The organism is Streptomyces sp. NPDC054883 (assembly GCF_053610645.1).
Map to the genome: position 1 here is coordinate 44,767 of NZ_JBSGYT010000018.1, position 21,865 is coordinate 66,631.

General features: G+C 71.6%; 16 protein-coding genes. 3 read left to right on the top strand and 13 right to left on the bottom strand.

Translation table 11 applies throughout. The features are described 5' to 3' along the window. Positions 1-16: 16 nt before the first annotated feature. Both ACWGH1_RS15910 and ACWGH1_RS15915 read right to left on the bottom strand, forming a co-directional pair. Complete coding sequence (locus tag ACWGH1_RS15910; RefSeq protein ID WP_453352267.1) at positions 17-727, bottom strand: ribonuclease HII; 711 nt, start codon at positions 725-727, stop codon at positions 17-19. Between the two features lie 81 nt (positions 728-808). Then, entirely contained in the window at positions 809-1,411 is a 603-nt protein-coding gene (locus ACWGH1_RS15915) for a TetR/AcrR family transcriptional regulator (RefSeq protein WP_453352268.1), read from the bottom strand. 140 nt (positions 1,412-1,551) lie between these two features. Here ACWGH1_RS15915 and ACWGH1_RS15920 point away from each other — a divergent pair, with 140 nt between their 5' ends. Next, positions 1,552-3,105 carry an MFS transporter gene (locus ACWGH1_RS15920; RefSeq protein ID WP_453352269.1) on the top strand — a complete coding sequence of 518 codons (1,554 nt, stop codon included), beginning with the start codon at positions 1,552-1,554 and terminating at the stop codon, positions 3,103-3,105. 150 nt (positions 3,106-3,255) lie between these two features. Here the strand turns inward: ACWGH1_RS15920 and ACWGH1_RS15925 are convergent, their stop codons facing one another. The 6 genes from ACWGH1_RS15925 to nrdR all read right to left on the bottom strand — a co-directional run bounded on the left by ACWGH1_RS15925 (position 3,256) and on the right by nrdR (position 10,151). Continuing rightward, positions 3,256-4,170: an ADP-ribosylglycohydrolase family protein gene (locus ACWGH1_RS15925; RefSeq protein ID WP_453352270.1), complete on the bottom strand. Its 915-nt coding sequence runs from the start codon at positions 4,168-4,170 to the stop codon at positions 3,256-3,258. Between the two features lie 11 nt (positions 4,171-4,181). After that, entirely contained in the window at positions 4,182-4,841 is a 660-nt protein-coding gene (locus ACWGH1_RS15930) for a histidine phosphatase family protein (protein WP_453352271.1), read from the bottom strand. 72 nt (positions 4,842-4,913) lie between these two features. After that, a complete protein-coding gene (locus tag ACWGH1_RS15935) occupies positions 4,914-5,519 on the bottom strand; it encodes a YdbC family protein (RefSeq protein WP_453352272.1) in 606 nt (201 codons plus the stop codon). Between the two features lie 32 nt (positions 5,520-5,551). Then, positions 5,552-6,400 (bottom strand): arylamine N-acetyltransferase family protein, encoded by an 849-nt coding sequence (locus ACWGH1_RS15940; protein WP_453352273.1) that lies wholly within the window; start codon positions 6,398-6,400, stop codon positions 5,552-5,554. Positions 6,401-6,602: 202 nt separating this feature from the next. Further along, entirely contained in the window at positions 6,603-9,500 is a 2,898-nt protein-coding gene (locus ACWGH1_RS15945) for a vitamin B12-dependent ribonucleotide reductase (protein WP_453357025.1), read from the bottom strand. A 135-nt stretch (positions 9,501-9,635) separates the two neighbouring features. Continuing rightward, complete coding sequence (gene nrdR, locus ACWGH1_RS15950; RefSeq protein WP_453408730.1) at positions 9,636-10,151, bottom strand: transcriptional regulator NrdR; 516 nt, start codon at positions 10,149-10,151, stop codon at positions 9,636-9,638. Positions 10,152-10,621: 470 nt separating this feature from the next. On the opposite strand from nrdR, the gene lexA reads away from it, so the two are divergent. Continuing rightward, positions 10,622-11,413 carry a transcriptional repressor LexA gene (gene lexA, locus ACWGH1_RS15955; RefSeq protein ID WP_453353295.1) on the top strand — a complete coding sequence of 264 codons (792 nt, stop codon included), beginning with the start codon at positions 10,622-10,624 and terminating at the stop codon, positions 11,411-11,413. Positions 11,414-11,541: 128 nt separating this feature from the next. Here the strand turns inward: lexA and ACWGH1_RS15960 are convergent, their stop codons facing one another. The 5 genes from ACWGH1_RS15960 to ACWGH1_RS15980 form a co-directional block, all read right to left on the bottom strand. Then, entirely contained in the window at positions 11,542-13,512 is a 1,971-nt protein-coding gene (locus tag ACWGH1_RS15960; RefSeq protein ID WP_453353296.1) for an ATP-dependent DNA helicase, read from the bottom strand. 52 nt (positions 13,513-13,564) lie between these two features. Next, entirely contained in the window at positions 13,565-15,436 is a 1,872-nt protein-coding gene (locus ACWGH1_RS15965; protein WP_453353297.1) for an IucA/IucC family protein, read from the bottom strand. A gap of 96 nt (positions 15,437-15,532) precedes the next feature. After that, a complete protein-coding gene (locus ACWGH1_RS15970; protein ID WP_453353298.1) occupies positions 15,533-16,222 on the bottom strand; it encodes a GNAT family N-acetyltransferase in 690 nt (229 codons plus the stop codon). Between the two features lie 40 nt (positions 16,223-16,262). After that, positions 16,263-18,068, bottom strand: a complete 1,806-nt coding sequence (locus ACWGH1_RS15975; protein WP_453353299.1) for an IucA/IucC family protein — start codon at positions 18,066-18,068, stop codon at positions 16,263-16,265. An 870-nt stretch (positions 18,069-18,938) separates the two neighbouring features. After that, positions 18,939-20,264: a diaminobutyrate--2-oxoglutarate transaminase family protein gene (locus tag ACWGH1_RS15980; protein ID WP_453353301.1), complete on the bottom strand. Its 1,326-nt coding sequence runs from the start codon at positions 20,262-20,264 to the stop codon at positions 18,939-18,941. Between the two features lie 405 nt (positions 20,265-20,669). Here ACWGH1_RS15980 and ACWGH1_RS15985 point away from each other — a divergent pair, with 405 nt between their 5' ends. Next, entirely contained in the window at positions 20,670-21,848 is a 1,179-nt protein-coding gene (locus tag ACWGH1_RS15985) for a trypsin-like serine peptidase (RefSeq protein WP_453353300.1), read from the top strand. Positions 21,849-21,865 lie beyond the last annotated feature (17 nt).

Below are 21,865 nucleotides of genomic sequence, written 5' to 3' on the forward strand. Positions count from 1 at the left end.
TGGCACGTGGACGCGATCAGAAATCGAAGCCGAGTTGGCCTCCGTTTTCCAGCTCCGCCGATTCCTGGCTGCGGCGCACCTTCTTGAGGTGCCGCCACTGGGGCAGCGCGTCAAGATACGACCACGAGAGCCGGTGGTACGGGGTGGGTCCCAGCTCCTCCAGGGCCGCCCGGTGCACGGGCGAGGGGTAGCCGGCGTTGGCGGCGAACGCGAAGTCCTTGACCGCGAGGACCCGTTCGCCGAGTTCGGCCATCATCCGGTCGCGCCGGACCTTGGCGATCACGGAGGCGGCGGCGACCGCGACACAGGACTGGTCGCCCTTGATCACCGTACGGACCCGCCAGGGCGGGCCGAGATAGTCGTGCTTGCCGTCGAGTATCACCGCGTCGGGCCGCACCGGCAGTGCCTCCAGGGCGCGCACCGCCGCGAGCCGCAACGCGGCCGTCATGCCCAGTTCGTCGATCTCCTCCGGCGAGGCGTGCCCCAGCCCGTGGGCGGTGACCCAGCCCTCCAGGATGTCGAGCATCGCGTCCCGGCGCTTGGGGGTGAGCAGTTTGGAGTCGGTGAGTCCCGCGGGCGGTCGGCGCAGGCCGGTGATCGCCGCGCACACGGTGACCGGACCGGCCCAGGCCCCTCGTCCGACCTCGTCGACCCCGGCGATGACCTTGGCGCCGGTGGTTGCACGGAGGGAGCGCTCGACGGTGTGGGTGGGTGCTTCGTACGGCATGGCGCCAGCAAGGGTACGCCGCCCCGCGCCGCCTGCACACCCCGCCCCGGGCCGGGGGCGCGGCCGAAGCCCCCCGCGGACTCACACCCGGAGCATCGGCACCATCACCTGGTCGATCAGCTGGGCGATGTCCCGGTCGCCCCATTCGCTTCCGTACATCTTCGCGCGATACATCAGCATTGCGGGAATGACGTCGACAATGAACGGAATGTTCGCGTCCGATCGTACTTCTCCCCGCTCGATCCCTCGCTGCACAAGCGTCTGTATCAACGCTTGCGCGGGTTCGTGCAGCCCGCTCCAGATCACGCCGCGGAACCGGTCCGCATGGTCGTGGTCGCATTCGTGAAGTACCGCGCGCAGAGCCACACCGGCGCGCGAACGCATCACGTCACACATCCGCACGCACAGCCCGTAGAGGTCGTCACGGATCGACCCGCTGTCCGGAATCCCGTCCATCGGCGGCAGTCCGGCCCTCAACACCTCGGCCACGAGCGCGGCCTTCGACGGCCAGCGCCGGTAGAGCGCCGCCTTCCCCGTCCGGGCGGCGGTGGCGACGCCTTCCATCGTGAGCGCGTTCCAGCCGACGGTGCTCAGCTGCTCCAGGGCCGCGTCCAGGATGGCCCGTTCGAGTTCCGGGCCCCTTCTGCGACCCGGCGGTACGTCCGACCAGCGGGAACCCGTCATGCTCCATACCTCCGACCGGCCCGCGCGTCCGTCGCACGTATTTTCAGCCTTAGTGAACGCTTGCGTTCCCTAAATGTAGCTCCTACCGTGGGTCGCCAGTGAACGGATGCGTTCACTATTTCACTTCGGGGGGATCCTCAGTGACAAGCGTTCAACTCGACAAACCCCGGATATCCGGGGCCGCGCGCCACCCCGGCCGTCCCGGCGTGGCACTCGCGGTGATCGCCGCCTGCCAGCTGATGGTCGTGCTCGACGCGACGATCGTGAACATCGCGCTCCCGCACATCCAGACCGCGCTCGCCTTCTCCACCACCGACCTGTCCTGGGTGCTCAGCGCCTACACCCTCACCTTCGGCGGCCTGCTCCTGCTCGGCGGCCGGGCCGGCGACATCCTCGGGCGGCGCCGGGTCTTCATGACCGGCATCCTGCTCTTCACCCTCGCCTCCCTCCTCGGCGGATTCGCCCAGGAGCCCTGGCAGCTCCTGGCCGCCCGCGCCCTCCAGGGAGTCGGTGGCGCCATCGCCTCACCCACCTCGCTGGCACTGATCACCACGACGTTCGCCGAAGGTCCCGAGCGCAACCGGGCGTTCGGCGTGTTCGCCGCCGTCTCGGCCGGCGGCGGCGCGATCGGCCTGCTGGCCGGCGGAATGCTGACGGAATGGCTCGACTGGCGCTGGGTCCTCTTCGTCAACGTGCCGATCGGAGTCCTGATCGCCGTCCTCGCCCCGCTGTTCATCAGCGAGTCCGAACGCCACCCGGGCCGTTTCGACATCGCCGGGGCGCTCACCTCCACCGGCGGCATGGCCTCGCTGGTCTACGGGTTCATCCGCGCGTCCGAGGACGGGTGGCGCGACTCGCTCACCATCGGCTCCTTCGCCGCCGCGCTGGTGCTGCTCGCGCTGTTCGTCGTCATCGAGTCCCGGGCGCGGGAGCCCATCATCCCGCTGCGGATGTTCGCGGACCGCAACCGCGCCGGCACGTACCTGATCATGCTCGGCCTCGCCGCGGCGATGTTCGGCATGTTCTTCTTCATCGTCCAGTTCGTGCAGAACGTGCTCGGCTTCTCCCCCATCCAGTCCGGCCTCGGCTTCCTGCCCGTGACCGTCGCGATCGTCACCGCCGCCGGGCTCTCGCAGCGGTTCCTGCCCCGCTTCGGCCCCAAGCCGTTCATGGTCGCCGGGTCCGCGCTCACCGGTTCGGGCCTGGCCTGGCTGAGCTTCATCGACACCGACAGCTCGTACATTTCCGGGGTGCTCGGACCGATGGTGCTGTTCGGCTTCGGCATGGGCCTGAACTTCGTGACCCTCACCCTCACCGCCGTCTCCGGAGTGGCCCCGCGCGAGGCGGGCGCTGCCTCGGGGCTGCTCAACGCGAGCCAGCAAGTCGGCGGCTCGCTAGGCCTGTCGATCCTGGTCACCGTCTTCGGTACCGCCAGCCGTGACGAGGCCGCCAAGCAGGTCCCGGCCTTCATGGCGCAGGCGGACCCTGGTCAGCTGGCCGCCTTCAAGGCGACCGGCCGGCTGCCCGACCCCTGGGGCGACCTCGTCCTGACCCAGGGCATCTCCACCGCGTTCCTGGCTGCCGTGGCGATGGCGGGGCTCGCCCTCGCCACCGCGCTGCTGGTGATCCGGGTGCGCAAGAGCGACCTGGAGGCCCTCAACGGGGCTGCCGCCGAGGCCGGTCCGGCGGCCTGAGCCGGAGGCCGTACGCGGCCCGGGCGCCCGGAGCCGTCCGGCGCCCGGGCCGCAGCACGCATGGGCTTACCGAGCCACCCGGCGCACGCCTGAGCCGGCCCGGTCCTCAGTGCGGCGCCCCGGGCAGCACCGCCTGAGCCGGTCCGGTCCTCAGTGCGGCGCCTGGGGCAGCCATGCCGGCAAGGCCTCGGTCCGCGCCAGCCACGCCTGCGGCAGCACCGCGTCGCCGCGCGCGCCCAACACCCCGCCGACGATCGCGCACGTCGTGTCCACGTCCCCGCCCACCTGGGCGGTGGTCCAGAACGCCCGCTCGTAGTCGTCCAGCGAGCGCGCCGCCGACCACAGGGCGAACGGCACCGTGTCATGGGCACTGGTGCGCCGGCCACATCCCAGGACCGCCGCGACCGTGGTGGCGTCGCCGTAGTCCAGCATGTCCCGCGCCCGCCGCAGCCCCGCGCCCACCGCGCTGCGCGGGACCAGCGCGATGACCCCGTCGAGCAGGTCGGCCGCCTTGGGCGGGCCGGCGGCGCCGGCCGCGAACGCGGCCGCGGCGGCGACGGCCATCGCCCCGCACACCGCCTCGCGGTGTTGGTGGGTGGTGTACGCGGAGATCTCCGCCTGGTGCGTGGCCTGCTCGGGATCGTCCGCGTACCAGGCGCCGAGCGGTGCGATGCGCATGGCGGCGCCGTTGCCCCACGAGCCCTGCCCGTTGAACAGCTCGGCCGCCAGGGTGCGCCAGTCCTCACCCTCGCGGATCAGGCGCAGCATCCGGTTGACGGCGGGCCCGTAGCCGCGGTCGAAGTCGTGGTGGTGGGCGAACGATCCGGCCAGCGCGTCCTGGTCCACCCGGCCGTGCTCGGCGAGGACGGCCACCACCGAGCAGGCCATCTCGGTGTCGTCGGTCCACTGCCAGGTCTCGCCGCCCGCCGGCAGCTCGCGCCGCTTGAGCAGCGGGTAGTTCACGGGGACGAAGTACTGGGAACCCAGCGCGTCCCCCAGGGCCAGCCCGCGAAGGCTGGACATGGCGCGTGCGTAGCGCCTCTCGGGAGTGGAGTCAGCGGTCATTGCGCGTCACTTTAGTCGTCCAGGTCGTAAGGCTCAGGTGTGGTCCAGCGCTCAAACGGGCGGTCCAGACGGTACCGGCCGTCCGGGCCCAGCAGAAGTGTCCGGTATTCGCCGTTCCCCGGGTTGGACAGGGCCTCGAACTCGGCCACCGACCAGTGGAACCAGCGCATGCAGAACAGCCGCATCGTCAGTCCGTGCGTCACGAGGAGCACGTTCTCGGGGTGGTCCGGGGCCTCGAAACTGCGGTAGAGGCTCTCCAGGAAGGAACCGACCCGGTCGTACACGTCGGCGCCCGACTCGCCCTGGGCGAAGCGGTAGAAGAAGTGCCCGTAGGCGTCCCGGTACGCCTTCTGCAGGCGTACGTCGTCGTGGTCCTGCCAGTTCCCCCAGTCCTGCTCGCGCAGCCGCGGTTCCTCGCGCATGCGGACCCGCGTGGGGTCCAGCCGCAGCTCGCGGAAGGTCTGCAGGGTGCGGCGGTAGGGGGAGACGTACGCGCTGATGCGCTCGTCCCCGAACAGCTCGCGCAGCCGTGCGCCGGCCTGCCGGGCCTGCTCGCGCCCGGCGGGCGTCAGCCGCAGGGCGTGGTCGGGTTCCCGCTCGTACACCGTGTCATCGGCGTTGCCCTGGGATTCCCCGTGCCGGACGAGGACGATGCGCCGTGGTCGTACCATTCCACGACCCTATTCGGCCACCGGGCCGGGGTTCGAACGGGCACGCCGTGCAGGCAGCTGTTCGTCCTACGGTCATACCGTCCAGGTGGGTTCGAGGTCGACGACGTCCCCCGTGAGCGCCTCCACGTCCGCCTCGGTCTGGGCGCGCAGCGAGAGCCGCTCGACCCGCTCCTGCCGGTACTTGCCGTGCTCGGCGGCCGCTCGCCACATGGACAGCACCAGGAACTCCCGCCCCGGGGCTTCTCCGAAGAGGCCGCGGATCATGCCGGGCGACCCGGCCATGGCCGGGTTCCAGACCTTCTCCTGCATCAGGGCGAAGTGCTCGACGCGCCCCTCCCGCACCCGCGTGTGGGCGACCCGCACCACGTCGGCGTCGGAGAAACGGGGCTCGAAACCGGTCTTCACGTCGAAGCGGTAGTCGAAGAGCGTGACCCGGGCGTCGGTGAAGGTGCCGTTCTGGGAGGCGGCCAGCCGGTCGTGCGAGCGCGCCATGAAGGAGTCGTAGAAGGAACGGCTCTCCCAGAACGCGAAGACGTGCGCCACCCCCTGCCGGCCCCGGCTCCATCCGCCGCCCTGCCCCCGGAAACCGGGCTCGCCCGGTAGCCCCGCCCATTTGCGCTGCCCGCGCTCGAACCCGCGTCGGTCCGTCACCGTGCAGCGAATCCACTTGACCAGCACCGCGCCATCGTACGGGCCCGGCGCGGCCCGGGTCAGTCCCCGGCGCGGAAGATCCGCACCAGATCGGCCGCGTCCCGCTCGGGCAGCCGAAGGCCGAACTCCCGGTCGAGCAGGGGGATCAGCTCCTCCGGCGCCACGATCCGCCGTACCACCCGCCCGTCGGGGTACCAGTGCGTGAGTTCGCGCCCCAGCAGGGCCACCCGCACGTCCTCGCCCGGCCGTTGGACTATGACCTTGCCGAGGAAGGCGGAACGCGGGTGTGAGGAGCTGTAGTGGTTCAGCACCACGTAGTCGACCGGATGGTAGGGCTGCGGGGTGAAGGCGTAGAGGTCGCGCCAGGCCCCCTCCTGCAGCCGCCGCAGGACGAGGACGTCCCCCTCCTCCTGGTGCACGGCGTACGTGGACTCCCCCTGCCGCACCTCGGCACCGGGCCGCCCGAGCGGGACGGGCTCGAACGGGCCCGGGTACCCGAACCCCGCGTCGCACAGCCAGGGTTCACCCTCGACGGTGACGACGAGGACGGCGTGCGTCACCGGCAGCAGGCGGTCTCCGCGGGCCCGGTTGCGGGCACCGCGCCCCGAGACCTCGAAGCCGATCCGCTGGAGGGCGGCGGCCAGCAGCGAGTTCTGCTCGTAGCAGTAGCCGCCGCGGCGGCGGTGCACGAGCTTGTCCTGCAGTGTCTTGACGTCCAGCGCGACGGGGCGGCCGAGCGTGACGTCCAGGCTTTCGAAGGGAATGGTGGCGGTGTGGGCCCGGTGCACTGCGTACAACGTCTCCAGGTCGGGCCGCGGTTCCCGCCCCCGGCTTCCCCCTTCGCCGTCTCCACGGATGCCGATCCGGGCCAGATACCCGTCGAGGTCCAGCTCATCCCCGCTCCACATGGCTCTCCCACTCCCCCAGCGTGAAGTCCGGGGCCGCGGCGGTCGCCCCGCCCCCGCCACCATGATCGTCGTGGCGGCCCGGGCACGCCAGCCCGTTCCACCCCGCCCGCCGGACCGCCCCTGGGGCGCGGCACGCGAAAGCGGGGACCGGCTCGGCCGGTCCCCGCTCCGCGGCTACTCAGTGGCAGCCGTCAGCCCGTGCTCAGCTGCAACCGCTGGTCGAGCCGCAGCCCTCGCAGATGTAGCAGGAGCCGGCGCGCTGCATCTTCGTACCGCAGGAGAAGCAGAGCGGGGCGTCGGCGGAGACGCCGAGCTGCATCTCGACGAGTTCGGCGCTGGAGTGCGCCGTCTTCGGGGCCGGGACCTGGACCGGCGCGGCGACGGCCGGCTTCGGCTCCGACCGCACCGCCGTGAGCGGGGCCGACTGGGCCAGCGACTCCGTGTCCAGCTCCTCCTCTTCCAGCGGCTCGTACGAGCCGGTGTCGAGGTGGCGCTGACGCTCCTCAGCGGTGTGGATGCCGAGCGCCGAACGGGTCTCGAACGGCAGGAAGTCCAGCGCCAGGCGGCGGAAGATGTAGTCGACGATCGACTGCGCCATCCGCACGTCCGGGTCGTCCGTCATACCGGCCGGCTCGAAGCGCATGTTGGTGAACTTCGAGACGTAGGTCTCCAGCGGCACGCCGTACTGGAGGCCGACGGAGACGGCGATCGAGAAGGCGTCCATCATGCCCGCGAGGGTGGAACCCTGCTTGGACATCTTCAGGAAGACCTCGCCCAGGCCGTCGTCCGGGTAGGAGTTCGCGGTCATGTAGCCCTCGGCGCCACCGACCGTGAAGGAGGTGGTGATCCCCGGCCGGCCCTTCGGCAGGCGCTTGCGGACCGGGCGGTACTCGATGACCTTCTCGACCGCGGCGCGGATGGTGTCCTCCGCCTTGGCGGTGACCTCTTCCTTCTCCTCTTCCTTCTTCTTCGCGGAGAGGGGCTGGCCGACCTTGCAGTTGTCGCGGTAGATCGCGAGCGCCTTGACGCCCATCTTCCACGCCTCGAAGTAGATCTCCTCGATCTCCTCGACGGTCGCCGTCTCCGGCATGTTGACCGTCTTCGAGATCGCGCCGGAGATCCACGGCTGGATCGCGGCCATCATGCGCACGTGGCCCATCGGGGAGATGGAACGCTCGCCCATGGCACAGTCGAAGATCGAGTAGTGCTCGGTCTTGAGGCCCGGGGCGTCGACGACCACGCCGTGCTCGGCGATGTGGGAGACGATCGCCTCGATCTGCTCCTCCTGGTAGCCCAGGCGGCGCAGGGCCTGCGGGACGGTGCCGTTGACGATCTGCATCGAGCCGCCGCCGACGAGCTTCTTGAACTTGACCAGGGCCAGGTCCGGCTCGACACCGGTGGTGTCGCAGGACATCGCCAGACCGATGGTGCCGGTCGGGGCGAGGACGGAGGCCTGGGAGTTGCGGAAGCCGTTCTTCTCGCCGAGGCGCAGGACGTCCTGCCAGGCCTCGGTGGCCGCGGCCCAGATCGCGTTGTCCAGGTCCTCGGTGCGCGGCGCGACGGCGTTGGCGTCGGCGTGCTGCTTCATGACGCGCTTGTGCGACTCGGCGTTGCGGGCGTAACCGTCGTAGGGGCCGACGATCGCGGCCAGCTCGGCGGAGCGCCGGTACGCGGTACCGGTCATCAGCGAGGTGATCGAGGCGGCGAGCGTGCGGCCGCCGTCCGAGTCGTAGGCGTGACCCGTGGCCATCAGCAGCGCGCCGAGGTTGGCGTAGCCGATGCCGAGCTGACGGAAGGCGCGGGTGTTCTCGCCGATCTTCTGCGTCGGGAAGTCCGCGAAGCAGATGGAGATGTCCATCGCGGTGATGACCAGCTCGACGACCTTGGAGAAGCGCTCGGCGTCGAAGGACTGGTTGCCCTTGCCGTCGTCGTTGAGGAACTTCATGAGGTTCAGCGAGGCGAGGTTGCAGGACGTGTTGTCCAGGTGCATGTACTCGCTGCACGGGTTGGACGCGGTGATGCGGCCGGACTCGGGGCAGGTGTGCCAGTTGTTGATCACACCGTCGTACTGGATGCCCGGGTCGGCGCAGGCCCACGCGGCCTCGGCGAGCTTGCGGAAGAGCGCCTTGGCGTCGACCTTCTCGATGACCTCGCCGGTCATGCGGGCGCGCAGGCCGAACTCGGTGCCGTTCTCGACCGCCGTCATGAACTCGTCGTTCACGCGGACGGAGTTGTTGGCGTTCTGGTACTGGACGGACGTGATGTCGTCGCCGCCCAGGTCCATGTCGAAGCCCGCGTCGCGCAGGGCGCGGATCTTCTCCTCTTCCTTCACCTTGGTGGCGATGAAGTCCTCGACGTCCGGGTGGTCCACGTCCAGGACGACCATCTTGGCCGCACGGCGGGTGGCGCCGCCCGACTTGATCGTTCCCGCGGACGCGTCGGCGCCGCGCATGAAGGAGACCGGGCCGGAGGCGTTGCCGCCGGAGGAGAGGAGCTCCTTGGAGGAGCGGATGCGGGAGAGGTTCAGGCCGGCGCCGGAGCCGCCCTTGAAGATCATTCCCTCTTCCTTGTACCAGTCGAGGATCGACTCCATGGAGTCGTCGACGGCCAGGATGAAGCAGGCGGAGACCTGCTGCGGCTGGGGCGTTCCGACGTTGAACCACACCGGGGAGTTGAAGCTGAAGATCTGGTGCAGGAGGGCGTACGTCAGCTCGTGCTCGAAGATCTCGGCATCCGCGGGCGAGGCGAAGTAGTCGTAGTCCTCGCCGGCCTTCGTGTAGGTCTTCACGATCCGGTCGATGAGCTGCTTCAGGCCGGTCTCGCGCTGCGGGGTGCCGACCGCGCCGCGGAAGTACTTGCTGGTGACGATGTTGACCGCGTTCACCGACCAGAAGTCGGGGAACTCGACGCCACGCTGCTCGAAGTTGACCGAGCCGTCGCGCCAGTTGGTCATGACGACGTCACGGCGCTCCCAGCTCACCTCGTCGTACGGGTGCACGCCCGGGGTGGTGTGGATGCGCTCGATCCGCAGGCCGCTCTTGGCAGTCTTGGTCCCCTTGGCGCGGGAACCTCGTGCCGAGCCGCTCGCCGTCTCTGTCATGCCGCCTCCCATATGCGGGCAAAAACGCCCTAAAGTGCCAACGATATTCCGCAGCACGGTGCCGTGTGTCTGTATCTACGAATCTTCGAATCTCGCCTGGCCGACCGGGCCCGGGCCGCTCCGCGGCCCGTCCGGTCAGTCGGCGGCGGAGGCGGGCACGGGGACGACCGCGGGGGTCCCACCCGGCTCGCACTCATGGGGGTGAGGCCGCCGTTCGCGGAGTTCCACGATGGCGGTCTCGAAGTCTTCAAGGGTGTCGAACGCTTTGTACACGGATGCGAACCGCAGGTACGCGACCAGGTCGAGTTCCTGCAAGGGACCGAGTATGGCCAGGCCCACGTCGTGGGTGGTCAGCTCGGCGCTTCCGGTGGCGCGCAGCGCCTCCTCGACCCGCTGGCCGAGCTTGGCGAGGGCGTCCTCGGTGACCGGCCGCCCCTGGCACGCCTTGCGGACGCCAGAGATGACCTTGGAGCGGCTGAAGGGTTCGGTCACCCCGCTGCGCTTGATCACCATCAGCGAGGCCGTCTCCACCGTCGTGAAGCGACGGGAGCAGTCGGGGCACTGACGGCGCCGCCGGATCGACGTGCCGTCGTCGGTGGTGCGGCTGTCGACGACCCGGCTGTCGGGGTGCCTGCAGAAGGGGCAGTGCATGGTTCCCTCACCCTCCCTCTTTGGCGCGACTGATCACCTCACGACGCCCCTGAACGGCAGGAACGAGGCTCTGCCGGGGGCTCGTGAAGCAGCCACCAGCATATGCGATGCCGGGACCCTCGGCGGACCCGGGACCACAACTTCTGGGCGGCAGCGCTCATCCAACCACTAGATCTTGGGTTGTGGTGGATTTACGGCCCGCCGCGTGTCGCGGTGTCCGGTGTCCGGATACCGGGTCCTGCGGTGCCACACTGGGCGCGGGCCCGCACGGAGCCGATCCGACCCGGAAGGGTACCGTAGACGGCACGGGGACGGCCGAACCCGCGTTCGGTCAGACTGTCGGTCCATACACCTCTTGAAGTGCTCCAGGCGGGCGATCTGCGATATTTCACTCGAACGTGTGTTTGGCGCAACCTTTCGAAAGCAACTACCGTTGTCCAGCTAGGGAGAACATTTCGAGAGGGGCCGACGTGACCACGACCGCAGACAGTGCCACCATCACTGCCCAGAACCGCTCCCAGAGCCGACTTGAGCCGGTGCATGCCATGAACGACGCACGTCAGAACCCGGAGGCGGAGCCGCTGCGCCCCGCACGCTCGCTGCCCGGGCGACCTCCAGGCATCCGCGCCGACAGCTCCGGGCTCACGGACCGGCAGCGGAGGGTCATCGAAGTCATCCGCGATTCGGTCCAGCGCCGGGGCTACCCGCCGTCGATGCGGGAGATCGGCCAGGCGGTCGGCCTGTCGAGCACGTCGTCGGTCGCCCATCAGCTGATGGCCCTCGAACGGAAGGGCTTCCTGCGGCGCGACCCGCACCGCCCGCGCGCCTACGAGGTACGCGGCTCGGACCAGCCCAGCTCGCAGCCCACGGACACCACCGGCAAGCCCGCCGCCTCGTACGTTCCCCTGGTCGGCCGGATCGCGGCCGGCGGCCCGATCCTCGCCGAGGAGTCGGTGGAGGACGTCTTCCCGCTCCCCCGCCAGCTGGTCGGCGACGGCGAACTCTTCGTCCTCAAGGTCGTCGGTGACTCGATGATCGAGGCGGCGATCTGCGACGGCGACTGGGTCACCGTCCGCCGTCAACCGGTCGCGGAGAACGGTGACATCGTCGCCGCGATGCTGGACGGCGAGGCCACCGTCAAGCGGTTCAAGCGCGAGGACGGCCACGTCTGGCTGCTCCCGCACAACTCCGCGTACCAGCCGATCCCCGGCGACGAGGCGACCATCCTCGGCAAGGTCGTCGCCGTACTGCGCCGGGTCTGACGCCCGTCGCCCCGATCCAGCTCCGGGACCTCTGCGCCGGTCCCGGAGCTGCTTTGTGTCCTCGCGCCCCCTCCCGTGGTGGGCGCAGCCGTCCGCGCTATTGGGCCTCGTACTGCTAGCCCTCCGTACTACTTGCCGTCCGCCTGGGCCGAGGCGTCGATCGCTGCGAGCGAGCGGCGGACCTGGTTGCGGTCTGTGGTGTACCAGAAGTCGGGCAAGGTGGCGCGCAGGAAGGTCCCGTAGCGAGCCGTGGCCAGCCTCGGGTCGAGAACGGCGACGACACCCCGGTCACCGGTCGCCCGTACGAGCCGGCCCGCGCCCTGAGCCATCAGCAGGGCGGCGTGGGTGGCCGCGACCGCCATGAAGCCGTTGCCGCCGTGCTCCTCCACCGACTTCTGCCGGGCGCTCATCAGCGGATCGTCGGGCCGGGGGAACGGGATCCGGTCCATGATCACCAGCTGGCAGCTGGGTCCGGGCACGTCGACTCCCTGCCACAGCGAGAGCGTCCCGAAGAGACAGGTCTTCGGATCGGCCGCGAACGCCTTGATCAGCTCGCCGAGCGTCTCCTCGCCCTGGAGCAGGATCGGATCGTCCAGCCGCCCGCGCAGCTCCTCGGCGGCGGCCTTCGCGCCGCGCATGGAGGAGAACAGTCCGAGGGTCCGGCCGCCGGCCGACTCGATCAGCTCCGCGAGCTCGTCCATCATGTCGCCGCGGGTCCCCTCGCGGCCCGGGGTGGCCAGGTGCTTGGCGACGTAGAGGATGCCCTGCTTGGGGTAGTCGAACGGCGAGCCGACGTCCAGCCCCTTCCAGACCGGGACGTCTTCGCCGGCCACGCCTTCCGCTGAGAGGCCGAGCGACCCCGCGACGCCGTTGAAGTCGCCGCCGAGCTTGAGCGTCGCTGAGGTGAGGACGACCGAGCGGTCTTCGAACAGCTTCTCGCGCAGCAGGCCCGACACCGAAAGGGGGGCGACCCGCAGAGTGGCGCCGAAACGGTCGTGGCGTTCGTACCAGACGACGTCGTACTCCGAGCCGAGCACGATCCGCTCCGCCACCGAGTGGACGCTCTCCACCGCCGCCAGGGCCTGCTTGCGGACGGCGTCCTCGTCCTGGACGGACTTGTCCCGGGTGGAACCGATCGCCGAGATCACATTGCGCGCCGCGTCCCGCAGGGACATCAGCGCGTACCCGAGGTCCTCGGGGACCTGCTCCAGTCGGCCGGGCAGGGCCAGCTCCATGACCCGCTCGAAGGACTCCGACGCGGTCTGCAGGGCGTCGGCGGTCTTCTCGTCGACGAGTTTGGCGGCGCGCTTGACGGCCCGGTTGACCTGTCCGGGGGTGAGCTCCCCGGTGGCGACGCCGGTGACGCGGGAGACGAGCTCGTGGGCCTCGTCCACGATCAGCACCTCGTGCTGGGGCAGCACGGGGGCGCCCTCGATCGCATCGATCGCGAGCAGGGCGTGATTGGTGACGACGACGTCCGCGAGCTTGGCCCGCTCGCGGGCGGCCTCGGCGAAGCACTCGGCTCCGTAGGCGCATTTCGTGGCGCCCAGACATTCCCGGGAGGAGACCGAGATCTGCCCCCAGGCCTTGTCGGAGACGCCGGGCGTCAGGTCGTCGCGGTCGCCGGTCTCGGTCTCGTCCGCCCAGTCCCGCAGGCGCAGCAGGTCCTGGCCCAGCTTGCTGGTCGGGGCGGCCGCTTCGAACTGGTCGAAGAGGCCCTCCTCCTCGTCCTGGGGCGCGCCCTCGTGGAGGCGGTGCAGGCACAGGTAGTTGGAGCGGCCCTTGAGCATGGCGAACTGCGGGCGGCGGCGGAGCTGCGGATGCAGCGCCTCCACCGTCCGGGGCAGGTCGCGCTCGACGAGCTGCCGCTGGAGGGCCAGCGTCGCGGTGGCGACGACGACGCGTTCGCCGTGCGCGAGGGCCGGCACCAGGTAGCCGAGGGACTTACCGGTGCCGGTGCCGGCCTGGATCAGCCGGTGGGAGTTCTCGTCGATCGCTTCGGCGACGGCTTCGGCCATGGCCACCTGGCCGGGCCGCTCCGTGCCGCCGACGGCGGAGACGGCGGCATGCAGCAGGTCGGGGAGGGAGGGCTTCGTCATAGCACTGCCAACCCTACGGGGCCGCACCGACAGGAGCCGCATCGCCGACGGATCACGGCCGGTGCAGGGGGTTCGGAACGGTCCCGTGGGTGACCGCGTGCGGGCGGTCCGGGCGGTCCCGGTAGCCGTCCTCGTGCAGCCGGTTCCGGTTGAGGCAGAGCCGGTCGATCCGCTCGGTGAGCAGGTCGAACAGCTCGTACCGGTCCTTGAGCTCGGGGAAGCGGGCCTGGTGGCGGAGGATCTCCGCCCGTACGAGGGACCAGAACTCGGTCTCGGGAACTCCCATCCGGTCTTCACAGATCGCGGACAGGTAGCGGAAGACTCCGACGAACAGTCCGGAGTGGATGAACTGCGTGAGGTACGCGGGCGGCTCCGTCAGGAGTGCGGCGCGCACCTCGTGGGGCATCGCGTCGTGCTCGGGCAGCGGCTCCCGGCTGATGTTGACGTCGTCCACGAAGTCCTTCACCGCCAGCCGGACGGGGACGTCGCTCTCGTCGAAGATCACGATGGAGTTCTCGCCGTGCGGGGAGAAGACCGTGCCGTACCGGTAGAGGAAGTGGAGCAGCGGCGGCAGCAGGGCGGCGAAGAGCCGCTGGAGCCACACGGTCGGGGTCAGTCCGGAGCGGGCGACGAGCTCGGCCGTGAAGGAGCGCCCGCGCGGGTCGGTGTGCAGGAGGGATGCCAGGGTCCGGGCCCGCTCACCGGGGGCGAGGCGACCCGTCAGGGGCTCGCGCCAGATCGCGCCGAGCAGCTCCTTGTACTGGTACGGGACCTCGGGCAGCCGGTCGTAGACGGGGTGGCGGACGGTCACGGAGGCCACCTCGCCGAGGAGGACGACCCGGCACTCGTCGCGCAGGAACGGGTCCGCGTCGCGGAGTGAGTGGATCCAGGCGGTGACGGCGGGGGCGGCGAGGGTCAGCTCGCAGGGCAGTCCGCGCCAGACCATGGTGTTGAGGACGGAGAGCGGGAGTTTGACGCTGTGCCGCTCGGGGCGGGTCAGGTTGAGGAAGGTGCGGATCGACTGCTGCGGCAGTCGTACGTCGGGATCCGCGGGCAGCGGTACGAGTGCGCCCGAGGCGAGGGCGGGTGCGAAGAGCGGAAGCACTATCTCGTCCCACTGCCAGGGGTGCAGCGGGAGGTAGAGGTAGCCGCGGGGGTCGAGGCCGCGGTCGCGCAGGGCCTGGTCGAAGGCGGCCCGGGTGACGGCGTCGAGCTCGGCGGAGTACAGGCGCGCGGGGTCTTCCATACCGGCCGTCCCGCGGTACTCGGCCAGGGAGGTGTGGGCGGCGAGCCAGGGCAGCCGTTGGCGGGTACGGGATTCGGGTGCCCAGGCGGCGGTGTCGGCCGCCGACATCCCGACGCGGCCCTTGTTGAGGACGAGCCAAGGGTGGCCGGTCTGGTGGCCTTCGAGGTCGGCGTAGTCGAGGTCGGCGAGGACGTCGGCGGTGAGCGCGTGGTGGTCGAGGTGGGCGTCGGCGGACAGGGTGGCGCTGAGTTCCCGGACGAGGTGGCCGAGGGTCCCGCCGTCGAGGCCGAGGAGCGTGCGGGAGCGGATCAGGAACTCGAACGGGTCCCCGAAGGCGGTCGGGTCCTGGGTGGAGGGGGGCGGCGGGGTGAGGGTGATGGTGCCGGCGTCGACGTGCCAGCTGCCGTAGGAGCGGCGGCGGGCGCGGAAGCCGAGGCTGCTGCCGTCGTCCAGGGCGACGGTCCAGGCGTCACCGGCGGCCGCGGGGGCCGGGACGGGGCTGATGATCTCCTCGTACGCGAATTCCCCGAGCATCTTGGCGAGCAGCCGGCTGGTGGCGGAACCCCATGTCGCGCCGTTGATCTCGGGCGGCGTGCAGGGGTGCTGGGGCGAGGGGGCCACCGCCTCCGAGAAGTGGGGGCGGCCTGTGGAGCCTGAGGTGGCGGGGAAATTCGACACGGGACTCCTCGGGTATCGGGAACTTCGGTCCACAGCGCGGAGTTTTCAATTGCGGAAGCGTCGAGCGGTGACGGTGCGAGGACTGCGGGGCGGCAATCAGAGGAGATTGCGCAGCGCCCGCTCACGGATCATCAGCGCGGCCCGCTTCTCGGGCAGGTCGATTTCCGCGGAACAGCGGAAACCGGAGTTCAGGAAGGCTGATACGGAGGGGGTGTTACGGATGTCCGGTTCGGCGATCACGCGAGTGCAGCGTGGCCGGTTGTCGAACACCAGGTCTGCGACCGCGCGGAGCAGTGTGGTGCCCAGACCTCGGCCGCGGTTCGTGCCGTCTCCGATTAGCAGGTGGATACCCGTGTCGTGGGGGCGCGCCGGGTAGTGGCGGGCGAGCGGGTCGAGGTCGGCCCGGTAGATCTCCCAGTAGCTCATCGGTGTGCCGTCGAGCAGGCCCAGGCAGGGAATGCTGCGGCCGTCGCTGTCCAGTTGCTCACGCAGGTGGGCGGCCGTGACGGTGGCGGGGCCGGCGAGTTCCCAGAAGGTGGCGACCTCGGGGTCGTTCATCCAGCGGGTGAGGAGTTCCAGGTCGCGGCGCGGCCGTACGGGTTCCAGGCGGAAGGCCCCGACGGGGGTGGCGGCGGCGCTCCAGGCAGCCGGTGAGTCGAGCAGGTCTGCCTCGGCGAGCAGCGGCAACCGCTGGGTGTTGAGCCGCGGTTGAACGCTTTCCCCGATGCCCGTGGCGGTGGCTGCTGCCGTGCGGGTGGGACCGATGGGGGTGCGGGTGGAGGGCATCGGGCTCTTCTCCGAATCGGTTGGCGCGTCGGTCTTTCGGTCAGTCGTGAAGGGGATTGGTGACGGTGACGTAGACGGACTGCGTGTCGACGGGGCCGACGAGTTCGTCGAGGCCGCCCAGGCGGGTGAGCAGGTTCGCCTTGCAGCGCAGCGTGGGCGAATCGAGCAGCAGCGCGGGGAGCGGGCCGAGGCGGGACGCCTTGCCGAGGAATCTGCGGAAGGCGGCGAGCAGGACGCGTTCGTCGGCGAGGCGCTGCGACCCGAAGGCTCCGATGAGGCCGAAGACGTTGTTGATGCCGAGGTAGTAGGCGAAGCGTTCGTCGGTGACGGCGTCGGAGACGAAGGTGTCGCTGCCGCTACCGATGCCGGGCAGCCTGGATTCCAGCTCCGCGCGGTGGGAGTCGCGGAAGTAGTAGCCCTGGTTGTCGCGGTAGCGGCCGCCGATCGGCCAGCCGGCCGGGTCGAGGAGCACGAGGGTGTTCTGCTGGTGGGCTTCGAGGGCGATGCCTGCGAGCGCGTCGAGGCCGAGGACCGGCAGGACGACGTGGTCGAGGTAGCGCAGGAACCACTCGGCGGCGACGGCCTGGGTGGGGCGGCCGGTGGAGGCGGCGAGCCGGGAGACCGTCTCGGCGAGCCGCGAGCTCATGGCCGTGCGGCCGGGCCAAGGGCGGGGAGCGGTGAGTGCGGCGATGCAGACGGCGTCGTCGCCCGAGCGGAAGGGGTTGTGGCGCAACAGGGCATCGAGTCCTGGGACGGGCATGCCGTCGGGGGCGTCGACGGCGACCCAGGCGGGGTCGCGGACGATGTCGAAGCCGGGGTGGGCCGCCTGCCACTGTTCGGCGAGACCGGTGCGCAGCAGTCGGTGTACCTCGACCCCGCGGTGGAGTTCCTTGCGGAGGTTCTCGCGGCGGGAGTTGGTGATGCGCAGGCCGAGGGACAGCTTGAGCATGGCGGGCGCACCGGGGCGGTGGACGGTGCGGACGGAGGAGGTGGGGTACCACGGGTCGCCGTACGGGCCCAGGTCGGTCAGTAGTCCCGCGTCGCGCAGGGCGGCGACCGCGGGGCGGTCGAGCAGGTCGCGGGCCTGCCATGGGTGAAGGGGCAAGGGGGTGGTTCCGGCGGGCAGTGGCAGGCCGGGAGCGAGGCGGGTGAGGAGCTGGGCCGCGCGGACGGGTCGGCCGCGTTCGGTCCAGGCGGAGTCGGTGGCGAGCACGGAGGGGGCGACGGCGAACCAGTGCAGGGGGAAGGAGCCGTGGAGTTCGGGTGAGTAGCGGCGTACGTCGGCTTCGGTGAGTCCCTCGCGGCTCTTGGGGTCGGGCTGGAGGGGGTGACCGAGAAGGAGCGACTGTTCGGCGGTGAGGAAGCGGTCCGCGGCGACGGTGGCGGGCGCGGTGGGGCGTTGGCGCCGGTCGGCGATGAACTCGGCGGTGCGGCGGACCGAGTCGGCGACCCGGCCGACGAGGTCGGCGGCACGGCCGGTGCCCTCACGGGCGATGAGGGCAGCGAGGGTGACGGCGTCCAGGGCGGGGGCGTCGGCGGGGGCCCCTTCGAGGCGGGCGGGGGCGAAGCGGTGCCAGCCGGTCGGGGACCAGTGCCGGACGGCGACGAGCAGGGCCACACCGGATGCGGGGAGGGGGATGCGCAGGAGGGCCCCGACGGGCCCGTCGGGGCGGCCGATGCCGCTTTCGCGGACCCAGCAGCGCAGCAGGTTCTCCACCGTCGCGGCCTCGGCGGCGATGCCGGGGTCGGGGTGGTCCAGCAGGTCGGGCAGGGCCACCGGGTCGGGCCCGAGGAGACCGGTGCCGACCGGGCGGGGCCGGAGGGTCGGCCGCTTCTGCCTGGGCACGCCGACCGCCGCGGGAGCGGCGGGCCGGTGCCGCTGCGCCTGGGCCTCGTGGGCGGCGGGGGCGGGGGGCGTGCCCGGGTGGGCGGCGGTACCGGATGTGGCACCGGCGCCCGGGGCATCGGCCGCGCCCTGAACCAGGTCGGGCTGGGGCGCCTCGGCCGGGGCGGTGCCCGGCTCATGCCGCCGTCCCTGACCGGGCGCCTGACCGGGGCCGAGGACAGCACCACCCACGGCCGGCCCGGCCGTGTAGCCCGCGCCCTGGGCAGGGGCGGAGCCGCGGCGGGGATCCGAAGGCCTGCCCAACGCGGGTCCGGGAACCGGCGTGGCCCCCGATGCCGGGCTGCCGCCCTGCCCCCCGACCGCACCCGCGCCCGCGGGCGGCGTGCCCGGCGCCTGTCCAAGGGTCGTGCCGGGGACGGGGCCAGGGCCCGGGGTGGCCGCGCTCAGTGGCGTGCCCGGCGTCTGTCCAGGGGCCGGAGCCAGGCCAGGCGCGGGAGCCGGGCCAGGCGTGGGAGCCGGGCCAGGCGTGGGAGCCGGGCTGCCCCCCACGGCCCCGGCCGCACTCGCGTCCGGACCGGCACCAGGGTGCAGGGAAGCCCCGATGCCCGGGGACATGCCTGGAATGCCCGGCATGCGCCCGCAGGCCGGGACGGCGCCGGGGGTGGGGGCCGCGCTCGGGACGGGTGCCGGTGACGGGCTCCCGCCCTCGTCCTCGGACGCGGCCGCGCCGGGGAACTGGGCAGCGCCGGAATCCCGGGCGGTACCCGGTCCCGGCGTCCGGCCGGCGGCGGGGGCGGTTGCGGACTCCGGGTCCGGGGGTGGGGCGGCGTGGAAGGGGATCGGGTCGGGCATCGGGGGTCCTTAGGTGGGTCAGCGGGGCCGGCGGGCGGCTGGGACGGCGTCGGTCAGCCGGTCGAGAACGGCTCCGGCCTGCTCGTCGGTCAGCGTCAGCGGAGGCAGCAGGCGTACGACGCTGGAGTGACGGCCGCCGAGTTCGACGATCAGCCCCCGGTCCAGACACTCCTGGCGGACGGCCGCGGCGAGTTCCGGTGCGGCGGCCCCGGTGTCGGGGTCGACGACCTCGACGCCGATCATCAGGCCGCGGCCCCGGACGTCCCCCACGCACGGCTGGTCGGCGGCGAGCTGCCGCAGCTCCGTCAGCATCCGCTCCCCCAGCACGGCGGCCCGCCCGGCGAGACCGTTGCGCCGGACGTAGGCCAGGGTGGCGGTCCCCGCCGCCATGGCCAGCTGGTTGCCCCGGAAGGTGCCGGCGTGGGCGCCGGGCGCCCAGACGTCCAGCTCCGCCCGGTACACGATGACGGCCAGCGGCAGGCTGCCCCCGATCGCCTTGGACAGGACCATCACGTCGGGCACCACCCCGGCGTGGTCGACACCCCAGAAGGCGCCGGTGCGCCCCACCCCCGTCTGCACCTCGTCCGCGATCAGCGGGATGCCCCGGGCGGCGGTGATCTCCCGCATCCGGCGCAGCCATCCGTCCGGCGCCGGGTGCACCCCGCCCTCGCCCTGGACCGGCTCGACGATCATCGCGGCGGGCGCCGGCACCCCGCCCTTGGGGTCGTCCAGCAGACTCTCCGTCCACCGCGCCGACAACCGCTCCCCCTCGGCCCCGCCGACCCCGAACGGGCAACGGTGGTCCTGCGGGAACGGCAGCCGCGTGACCCGTACGTCACACGCCCCGCCCGAAACCTCCAGCGCCCCGGCCGTCATGCCGTGGTACGCGCCGGTGAAGGCCAGCAGCCCCGAGCGCCCGGTGGCCGTGCGCACCAGCTTGAGCGCGGCTTCGACCGCGTCCGTCCCGGCGGGCCCGCAGAACTGGATCCGGGCGTCAGCCGCCAGCGCGGGCGGCAGGTTCGCGAACAGCTCGGTGGTGAACGCGTCCTTGACCGGGGTCGCCAGGTCCAGCACGTGCAGCGGAGCCCCGGAGTCGAGCACTCCGCGGACGGCTTCGAGCACCACCGGGTGGTTGTGCCCCAGCGCGAGCGTGCCCGCGCCGGAGAGGCAGTCGAGGTAGCGGCGCCCGTCGGCCCCCTCGATCGTCAGCCCCCGGGCACGTACCGGGACGATGGGCAGCGAGCGCGCGTACGTCCGCGCGGCGGACTCCCGCAACGCCTGCCTGCGCAGGATGCTTTCGGCGGCGACCGGCAACCCGTTCCCCTGTTGCGGCACCTGCTCCACGGGCGCCGGCCAGGCAGCGCCTTCGGCCGCCGCCGCGCTCTGCGCCTCGGCCTCGGCTGCGGCCGGCTCGGTCAAAGGCTCGCTCCACGCCACGAGTGTCGGTCCTCCCGCCCGGATCTCTCTTCCGGATTGCGTCTCGAACAGGAACGCTGCTCCCCTGTCCCCCGTACGTACCAACGACGGTGACGGCGACGGATCACGGGTGGGCGGAAGATCCTTGCGCCGCGAAAGCCGACGGACGAGACGACGGGAAGAGCCGAGGGCGGTGAGCCGGAACCGCGGCCCCGGCCTGTGTCGTCCTGAACCGCAGCGGCATAGTGGGGTGCTGTGCCCGGCGCGTGCGCATCGCGAGCCGGCCGCACCGCACCCCGTTCAACGCCTCGAACCACCAGGGGGACTTACGACATGCGACCGAACCGACCGGTCACCGCGACCCTGTGCGCGGCCGCGCTCCTGCTGACCGCCGCGGCCTGCGGACCCGGCGACGGTGAGGCCGGCGGCGACGCCAAGCCGACCGTGGCGGCCAGCCTCCCGTCCGGCGCCACCGACGGGATCAAGATCCCGGACGACATCAAGGACAAGCTCAAGCAGCACGGCATCGACATGGAGAAGTGGAAGGGGGGTGCGTGGAAGAACTGGAAGCGGGAGGACTGGCTCCGCGAGGCGGGCGACTACATCAACCCGATCATCGAGGGCCTTTGGGACCCGGACCGGATGCGTGACGCCGACAAGACGCCGCAGCCCCCGGCCGTCGACCCCGACGCCGGCAAGGACCAGGGCGTCACCGACCCCACCCCCGCGCCGGTGCCGGCGAAGCAGGCGGCCGCTCCCTACCACGCGAACGTGCCGGTGTCCGGCAAGGTCTTCTTCGACGGGCCCGAGGGTTCGATGGTCTGCTCGGCGACCGTCGTCAAGGACCCGGCCCATCCCGGCAAGTCCAACCTGGTCTGGACTGCGGGCCACTGCGTGCACGCCGGCAAGGCCGGCGGCTGGTACCGCAACATCGCCTTCGTCCCGTCCTACAACAACGCGGGCAAGGCCGCGGCGGAGCTCAAGGGCGCGCCGCGGGACCAGGTGGCTCCGTACGGCGTGTGGTGGAGCGACTGGGCGCAGACATCGGACCAGTGGATCGCGACCGGCGGCCCGACGGGCGGGGCGGGTGCCCCGTACGACTTCGCGGTGCTGCACGTGACCCCGGAGAAGGGTGCGGGCAAGTCCCTGGAGGAGACGGTCGGTTCGGCGCTCCCGGTGGAGTTCGCAGCTCCGGCGGTGCAGAAGGTCGCGAGCATCACTGCGACGGGTTACCCGGCGGCGGCCCCCTTCGACGGTCAGCGCGCCTTCCAGTGCACGGACCGGCCCGGCCGGCTGTCGCTGACCGCGGCCGCACCGGTGATGTACCGCATCGGCTGCTCGATGACCGGCGGTTCCTCGGGTGGCGGCTGGGTCGCGGCGGGCGCCGACGGGAAGCCGGCGCTGGTGTCGAACACGTCGATCGGCCCGGCGAAGGCCGGCTGGCTGGCCGGCCCGCGGTTCGGTCCTGAGGCTAAGGGCGTCTACACCGCGGTGAGCAACAAGTTCAAGTAGCCGAACGTGGTGAGGGC